The 7,379-nt window shown below is 73.9% G+C and carries 6 protein-coding genes; 1 reads left to right on the top strand and 5 read right to left on the bottom strand.

Features of this window, described 5'->3' with window-relative positions; all coding sequences use genetic code 11:
- From CCN42_RS36725 to xylB, 5 genes are all read right to left on the bottom strand, one after another.
- On the bottom strand, window positions 1-1,333 hold a 1,333-nt coding region (locus CCN42_RS36725; protein ID WP_107427706.1), incomplete at its 3' end, for a GAF domain-containing protein.
- Between the two features lie 153 nt (window positions 1,334-1,486).
- Window positions 1,487-2,086, bottom strand: coding sequence for an N-acetylmuramoyl-L-alanine amidase (locus CCN42_RS36730; protein ID WP_086741647.1), 600 nt, complete (start codon window positions 2,084-2,086; stop codon window positions 1,487-1,489).
- A gap of 46 nt (window positions 2,087-2,132) precedes the next feature.
- Window positions 2,133-3,152: an acetamidase/formamidase family protein gene (locus CCN42_RS36735; RefSeq protein ID WP_086741648.1), complete on the bottom strand. Its 1,020-nt coding sequence runs from the start codon at window positions 3,150-3,152 to the stop codon at window positions 2,133-2,135.
- Window positions 3,153-3,361: 209 nt separating this feature from the next.
- A complete protein-coding gene (locus tag CCN42_RS36740; RefSeq protein WP_086741649.1) occupies window positions 3,362-4,558 on the bottom strand; it encodes an ROK family transcriptional regulator in 1,197 nt (398 codons plus the stop codon).
- A 14-nt stretch (window positions 4,559-4,572) separates the two neighbouring features.
- The gene (gene xylB, locus CCN42_RS36745) at window positions 4,573-6,018 is read right to left on the bottom strand and encodes a xylulokinase (RefSeq protein WP_086741650.1); all 1,446 of its coding nucleotides are present in this window, start codon (window positions 6,016-6,018) and stop codon (window positions 4,573-4,575) included.
- A 158-nt stretch (window positions 6,019-6,176) separates the two neighbouring features.
- Between xylB and xylA the strand changes: the two genes are divergently transcribed.
- Entirely contained in the window at window positions 6,177-7,343 is a 1,167-nt protein-coding gene (gene xylA, locus CCN42_RS36750) for a xylose isomerase (protein WP_086741651.1), read from the top strand.
- Window positions 7,344-7,379 lie beyond the last annotated feature (36 nt).

The raw sequence follows: 7,379 nt of genomic DNA on the forward strand, positions 1-7,379 counted from the left end.
GTCCCGGCCCGGGTGCCGGTCGTGTGTTCCTGTCCGTCAGCCCTTGACGCCCCGGCAGTACGGACGGCACCTGCCCGTCGGACGGCGGCGCCGCCAGTTCCGCGTCCAGTGCGGCCAGCCGTGCCCGCACCATGGCCGTCGGCCGGACCGCCGCCAGCGCCCGCCACACGTCGAGGTCGTCCTCGCCCCACGGCGCGTGCGCCCAGTCGGACAGCAGGTCCGGATCCCGGCGGGTGAGCAGCGCCGACCGCAGTCCGTCCGCGAGCCGGTGTCTGAGCCGGACCACCGCCGGAGCACGGGAGGCGGGCAGCAGCGGACCGGCGTACACCGACGCGGCGGCCGTGACGGCTCCGGACTCCAGACGCCGCTCGACGACGGCGACGTCCGAATCGGCCGGGACGGTGAGCCGGTAGGGCCGCGAGACCAGCAGCCCGGGGCCCAGCACCCCGCGCAGCCGGGCCAGTTCGGCGCGCAGCGTCACCGGTGTCACCGACTCGTCGTCGTACAGCGCGCACAGCAACTCGTCACCGGTGAGCCCCTCCGGGCGACGGGCGAGCAGCACCAGGATCTCGCTGTGCCGGCGGCTCAGCCTGATGCGGCGGCCCCTGACGAGCAGGGTCGCCTCGTCCCGGCCCAGCGCCGTCAGCTCCAGGGTCTCCTCGGCCGGTCGGCCGGGGCCGAGCAACGCCAGCTGGGACTCGGCGGCCCGCGCGACCGCCTGCACGAACGCCAGGCTGTGCGGATGCGCGAGCCCGTCCCCGCCGGTGATGTCGACGGCACCGAGCACCCGACCGGTGCGCGGGTCGTGCACCGGTGCCGCCGCGCACGTCCAGGACTGGACCCGGCGGACGAAGTGCTCCGCCGCGAAGACCTGCACCGGCCGGTCGACGGCGACCGCCGTACCCGGGGCGTTGGTCCCCATCGCGCTCTCCGCCCACCGGGCACCCGGCACGAAGTTCATCCGCCCCGCCTGGCGCCGGGTCGCGGGATGACCCTCGACCCACAGCAGCCGGCCGTGCGCGTCGCACACCGCGAGGAGGTGTTCCCCGTCGAGGGCGAAGGAGCCCATCAGCTCGCGGCACAGCGGCATCACACGGGACAGCGGGTGCTCGGCCCGGTAGACCCCCAGGTCGCCATCGGCCAGCTCCACGTCCGCGCCGCCGTCCGGTCCGACGCCGGCCCGCGCCGACCGCCGCCACGAGTCGGCGACGACCGCCCGCACCGGCCGTGGCACGGTGCCCGCCTCGGTGAACGTCTCGTGCGCCCGGCGCAGGATCCGCGCGTGCTCGACGGGGTCGGCTCCCGGCTCCAGAGCCACCCAGGGATCGGTCACCTCGGCCTCCCGGAAGGGCGATGCGGCTGGCGATGTGCGGCCCGGTCGTGCCGCCGGACGCGACGCGGCCCGGAACATCGTCACTCCGGTCGTGCGTGCCGACAACCGTTCGGACCATGGTCACCCGAACGACGGTCGGGGGCCGGGCGCCGGTCAAGCGCGGTTGACCAGCCGCATGTACCGGCTCCAGTCCCAGTGCGGCCCGGGATCGGTGTGGTCGGAGCCCGGCACCTCGTAGTGCGCGATGATGTGCGCGCGGTCCTTGGGGATGCCGTACCTGCCGCAGATCGACGCGGTGAGCCGGGCCGATCGCTCGTAGAGGACGTCGGTGAAGTAGCCGGGCCGGTCCACCCAGCCCTCGTGCTCGATGCCGATGCTGCGGGTGTTGTAGTCCCAGTTCCCCGCGTGCCAGGCGATGTCGGACTCGCGGACGCACTGCGCGAGACGGCCGTCGGCGGAGCGCACCACGTAATGTGCGGAGACCTGCTTCCTGCGGTTCTGGAAGACGCCCAGGGTGGTCGAGCAGGACGCCTGGGTGACATGGATGACCACGAAGTCGACCGGGTGGCTCGCCGGACGGTTCGCCGGCGTGTAGTTGGCGGTGTGCGCCGGATGCCACGTGGCGAGAGGGTGGTCGGGAGCCCGGGTCCGCGCGTCGGCCCGGGTCTCGGGCAGCAGCGCGTAGGGGACGGCGGCGAGGGCGGCGCCTCGCAGCAGCCGTCGCCGGGTGGGGAGCGGTCGTGCCCGTTCCATCGGGGGAGTGCCTTTCGAGTGTTCTGCGGGCAAGAGGGGCGCGGGCTCAGCCCCGCAGCGTCGCCGCCGTCTCCCGCAGCCGGGCGTGCAGTCCGCGGTGAGTCTCGCGGGCCGGGAGCCACTCCTTGCGGAGCTTGGCCACGCAGGTGTAGTTCGTGTCGCACACGTTGGCCACCGGGGATTCCACGGCCTGGGTCATGAACTGGTAGGCGTCCAGCTCGCTGAACCCGTAGTCGCGGACCAGCCACCGCACCAGGTCGAGCTGGGATATCCGGAACGCGTCCTCGAGCGGGCGGGCGGAGCCGGTGGAGATGATGTGGGTGTCGGACTCGATGCGCGGCCAGGGAGTGCGGAGTCCCTTGAGGAGTTCGACGATCACCACGGTGTTCATCGCGCACTCGACGGCCACCCCGCAGGTCTCGCCCTCGCCCTGCCGGGCATGCCCGTCGCCCAGGCTGAGCAGCGCCCCCTCGACGTTCACCCCGAGGTAGCAGGTGACGCCGGCCCGCATCTCGGGTGTGTCCATGTTGCCGCCGTGCGCGTCGGGCACCAGGGCCGAGCGGACCTCCAGGTCGGCCGGGGCCACGCCCACCGTGCCGTGCATCGGGTCGAGGGGCAGCTCGATCTCGATGTCGCTGTCGTGCGCCCGGAACAGCGCGGTGCGGCGGGTCCGGTCGAGCTGCCAGATCCAGACGGTCTCCGGCAGCGGGGGCTGGAGGGTGGCAGTGGTGGGCGTGGAGGTGAGCGCGCCGAACAGCGGCACGGTCGTCGACGCGGCCCAGTCCCGGGCCGGTTCGATCGACACGAAGTGCACGGCGACCGTGTCGCCCGGCTCGGCGCCCTCGATGTGGAACGGGCCGGTCTGCGGGTTGAGGTACGGGAACTCGCACACCTGGGACACCAGGTCCTTCTCCGAGCGCACCCGCCCGGCGAAGCAGTCCTCGGTGTACAGATCGAGCACGGTGCCCGGCGCGATCCTGGCCACGGGCGGCACACCGCCGAAGGTCCAGGCGTACTCGCCCGGTTCGGGCCGTACCGTCAGAATGCGTGTCTGCTCTGCGGACATGAGACGTCCCCCCGTCTGCGGTGAATTCCTCGGCCGGCGCGATCAGCATCCCGTCGTCGTCCCGGGACGGGACGGGTTGGATGCGGCTCGCGTGATTCACGGTACGGGGCTCGGGGGACAGGCAGAAGGGCCCGGCGATCTTCCGTGGACAAGCTCGCCGGTGGGGACAACTCGCTCACCCACAAGGGCGATCGGCGTCTGGCGGGGGGTCAGGCCCGGCCCGCCACCGCCGCCGGATCGTCCAGCACCGCCCGGACCACCGAGTGCGCGGCCCCCAGCAGCGGGCCCTGCGGGCCGAGCCGGGAGACGGACACCGGGCAGGGCGGTCCCGCCGTGCGCCGGGCCAGTTCCGATCGCAGTGACGGCAGCAGCCAGGGCGCCAGCCCGGCCAGCGCACCGCCCAGCACCACGCTCTCGGGGTCGAGCAGATTGACCGCCCCGGTCAGCGCGATGCCCAGCGCCTCTCCCGCGTCGCGCAGCGCCCGCCGCACGTCCTCGTCGCCCTCCTCGGCGCGGCCGGCGAGCAGCCCGACCCGGTCCTCGCCCGGCTCCAGGCCCGCCGCCCGCAGCACCGCCTCCTCACCGGCGTACTGCTCCAGACAGCCGCGCCCGCCGCAGACGCACTCCGGNNCCGGCACATGGCCCAGTTCGCCCGCGAAGCCGCGCGTGCCACGCAGCAGGCCCCCGCCGACGACCACCGCCGCGCCGATGCCGATCTCGGCCGACACGTGCAGGAAGTCGGGCGGGGTGCCCTCGCCGAGCCAGAGTTCCGCCAGCGCGCCGAAGTTGGCCTCGTTGTCGACGGTCAGCCCGGCCTCGAAAGGCAGCAGGGCGCCGAGGTCGATGTCGTGCCAGTCGAGGTTGGGGGCGCGGACGACGGTGCGGCCGTCGCGCGCCACGAGGCCGGGCACGGCAACGGCGAGCCCCGCGGGCCACAGTCCCTCGCCCTCCGCCTCGGCGACGACCTGCCGCACGAGTCCGGTCAGCTCCTCGACCACCGGCCCGGGCGCGCGGCCCCGGTTGGTGCCGTGCCGCACCGCCCGCGCCCGGACCTCGCCGCGCAGGTCGACCACGCACACGGCGAGATGGTCGACGCCGATCTCCGCGCCGAGCCCGGCGGGCCCCTGCGCGCTGACCGCGAGCGCGGACCCGGGCCGGCCGACCCGGCCCGGGCGCTCGGGTCCCAGTTCCCGCAGCAGACCGGAGCGGATCAGCTCGTCGACGAGGGTGGACACCGCCGCCCGGGTCAGCCCGATGCGCGAGGAGACGGCCGCCCGGGACAGCGGCCCCTCGGCACGGACGGTGTGCATCACCCGGGCGAGGTTGCGGCGGCGCATGCCCTGCTGGGTGTCGGGCAGCGCCCGCCCGGGCGCGGCCGGGTGGGTCTCGTGCAGCGGTGCGGTCATGCCTCCGTCCGTCCTCAGCGGCTCTGCGGGCTCCGCTCCAGCAGCGGTGCCGCGTCGGAGAGTACCCCGGCGATCCTGGCCAGTGTCTCCTGGTCCCGCGCCACGGCCTCCAGCACCGGCCCGCGCGCGGTGTCCCAGCGGCGGGCCACCGCGGCCGGGTCCTCGCCGGTCAGCAGCCCGGCGGCCTGGGCCGCGGCACCCAGCGCGACCAGTTCCTTCGCCTCGGGCACCTGGACCGGGCGTCCCGAGAGCCGTCGTACGGTCTGCTGCCAGGCCGTGCCGCGCGCGCCACCGCCGATCAGCAGCAGTGGCGCCGAGGGGTCCGCGTCCTCGTCGAGGACCAGGTCGAGCGCGCCGAGCAGCGAGTGCACGGCGCCGTCGTACGCGGCCTGGAGCACCTGCCCGGCGGTCGTGTCGTGCCGCAGGCCGTGCAGCAGCCCCGAGGCGTGTGGCAGGTCCGGGGTGCGCTCGCCGTCCAGATACGGCAGCAGGGTCACGGTCGTACCGGGCTCGACGGCCTCCCGGTCCAGGCCCAGCAGCGTGGCGACGCGGTCCACGGCGAGGGTGCAGTTCAGGGTGCAGGCCAGCGGCAGCCAGTCGCGTCGCGCGTCGGCGAAGCCCGCGACGGTGCCCGTCGGGTCGGCGGGCCGGTGCCGCGACACCGCGTACACCGTGCCCGAGGTGCCGAGGCTCATGACCGGGGTCCCCGGGCGCAGGCCGAGGCCCAGCGCGGCGGCGGCGTTGTCGCCGGTGCCTGCCGCGACCAGGGTGCCTTTCGAGAACGGCAGGTCGTGGCCGTCCCGTACCGTCCCGGCCACCTCGCCGGACCGCACCACGCGGGGGAGCAGCGCCGGGTCGAGGCCGACATGGGCGAGGATCTCGGCGTCGTACGACTCGCTGCCCGACGCCCACCAGCCGGTCCCGGAGGCGTCGCCGCGGTCGGTCGTGCCCTGCCCGGTGAGCCGCTCGGTGAGGTAGTCGTGCGGGAGCCGCACCGCCTTGGTGGCGCGGACCGCCTCCGGCTCGTGCTCCGCGAGCCAGGCCCATTTGGTGACCGTGAAGGACGCGGCCGGGACGGACCCGGTGCGCTCGGCCCAGAACTTCGCGCCGCCCAGTTCCTCGGTCAGCCGGCGGGCCTGCGGCGCGGAGCGGACGTCGTTCCACAGCAACGCCGGGCGTACCGGTTCCCCCCGCTCGTCCAGCGTGACCAGGCCGTGCTGCTGTCCGCCGATGGACACGGCCGCGGCCTCGCGGGCGGCGTCACCGCACTGGCGCAGCGCCTCGCCCAGGGCGTCCCACCACTGCCGCGGGTCGCTCTCGCGTCCCGCTCCGGTCGTGACGGTGTGCGGCGCCTGGCCGCTCGCCACGACCTGTCCGGTCGCCGCGTCGACGACCAGCGCCTTGGTGGACTGCGTGGACGTGTCCACGCCGACGACGAGCGGACCCTCGGCTGCTGACATCGGGTTCTCCCTCTTCCGCGGCTTCAGCGGAGATATGTGGTGGATTGTGACCCGTTGCGATCGGGGACACCTTGTCTCTTCCCAGAGACGCGACCGCATACTAATTTGTAAACCGCCATGACGAAATAGTCGGCAGCAAGCGAGCAAGGAGTCGCGGCATGAGCTACCAGCCCACCCCCGAGGACAGGTTCACCTTCGGCCTGTGGACCGTCGGCTGGCAGGGAAGGGACCCGTTCGGCGACGCCACGCGCGGTGCCCTCGACCCGGTCGAGACGGTGCAGCGCCTGTCGGAACTCGGCGCCCACGGCGTCACCTTCCACGACGACGACCTGATCCCGTTCGGGTCCTCCGACGCCGAGCGCGAATCGCACATCAAGCGCTTCCGCCAGGCTCTGGACGCCACCGGCATGACCGTGCCGATGGCCACCACCAACCTGTTCACGCACCCCGTCTTCAAGGACGGCGCGTTCACCGCCAACGACCGCGACGTGCGCCGCTACGCGCTGCGCAAGACCATCCGCAACATCGACCTGGCGGTCGAGCTGGGTGCGCAGACGTACGTCGCCTGGGGCGGCCGCGAGGGAGCCGAGTCCGGCGCCGCCAAGGACGTGCGCGACGCCCTCGACCGCATGAAGGAGGCCTTCGACCTGCTCGGCGAGTACGTCACCTCCCAGGGGTACGACATCCGCTTCGCCATCGAGCCCAAGCCGAACGAGCCGCGCGGTGACATCCTGCTCCCGACCGTCGGCCACGCGCTCGCGTTCATCGAGCGGCTGGAGCGGCCGGAGCTGTACGGCGTCAACCCTGAGGTCGGGCACGAGCAGATGGCCGGGCTGAACTTCCCGCACGGCATCGCGCAGGCCCTGTGGGCCGGCAAGCTCTTCCACATCGACCTCAACGGCCAGTCCGGCATCAAGTACGACCAGGACCTGCGCTTCGGCGCCGGCGACCTGCGCTCCGCCTTCTGGCTGGTCGACCTCCTGGAGAGCGCCGGCTACACCGGCCCGCGCCACTTCGACTTCAAGCCGCCGCGGACCGAGGACTTCGACGGCGTGTGGGCCTCCGCCGCGGGCTGCATGCGCAACTACCTCATCCTCAAGGAGCGTGCGGCCGCCTTCCGCGCGGACCCGGAGGTCCAGGAAGCCCTGCGCGCCGCCCGCCTCGACGAGCTGGCCCAGCCCACCGCGGCCGACGGCCTGCAGGCGCTGCTCGACGACCGGTCGGCGTTCGAGGAGTTCGACGTCGACGCCGCCGCCGCGCGCGGGATGGCCTTCGAGCGGCTGGACCAGCTGGCCATGGACCACCTGCTGGGCGCACGAGGCTGACCATCCGTCCGATCAGGCCGGTCGACCGGCCCGATG

The sequence above is a fragment of the Streptomyces glaucescens genome, from assembly GCF_002154375.1.
Lineage (GTDB): Bacteria > Actinomycetota > Actinomycetes > Streptomycetales > Streptomycetaceae > Streptomyces > Streptomyces glaucescens.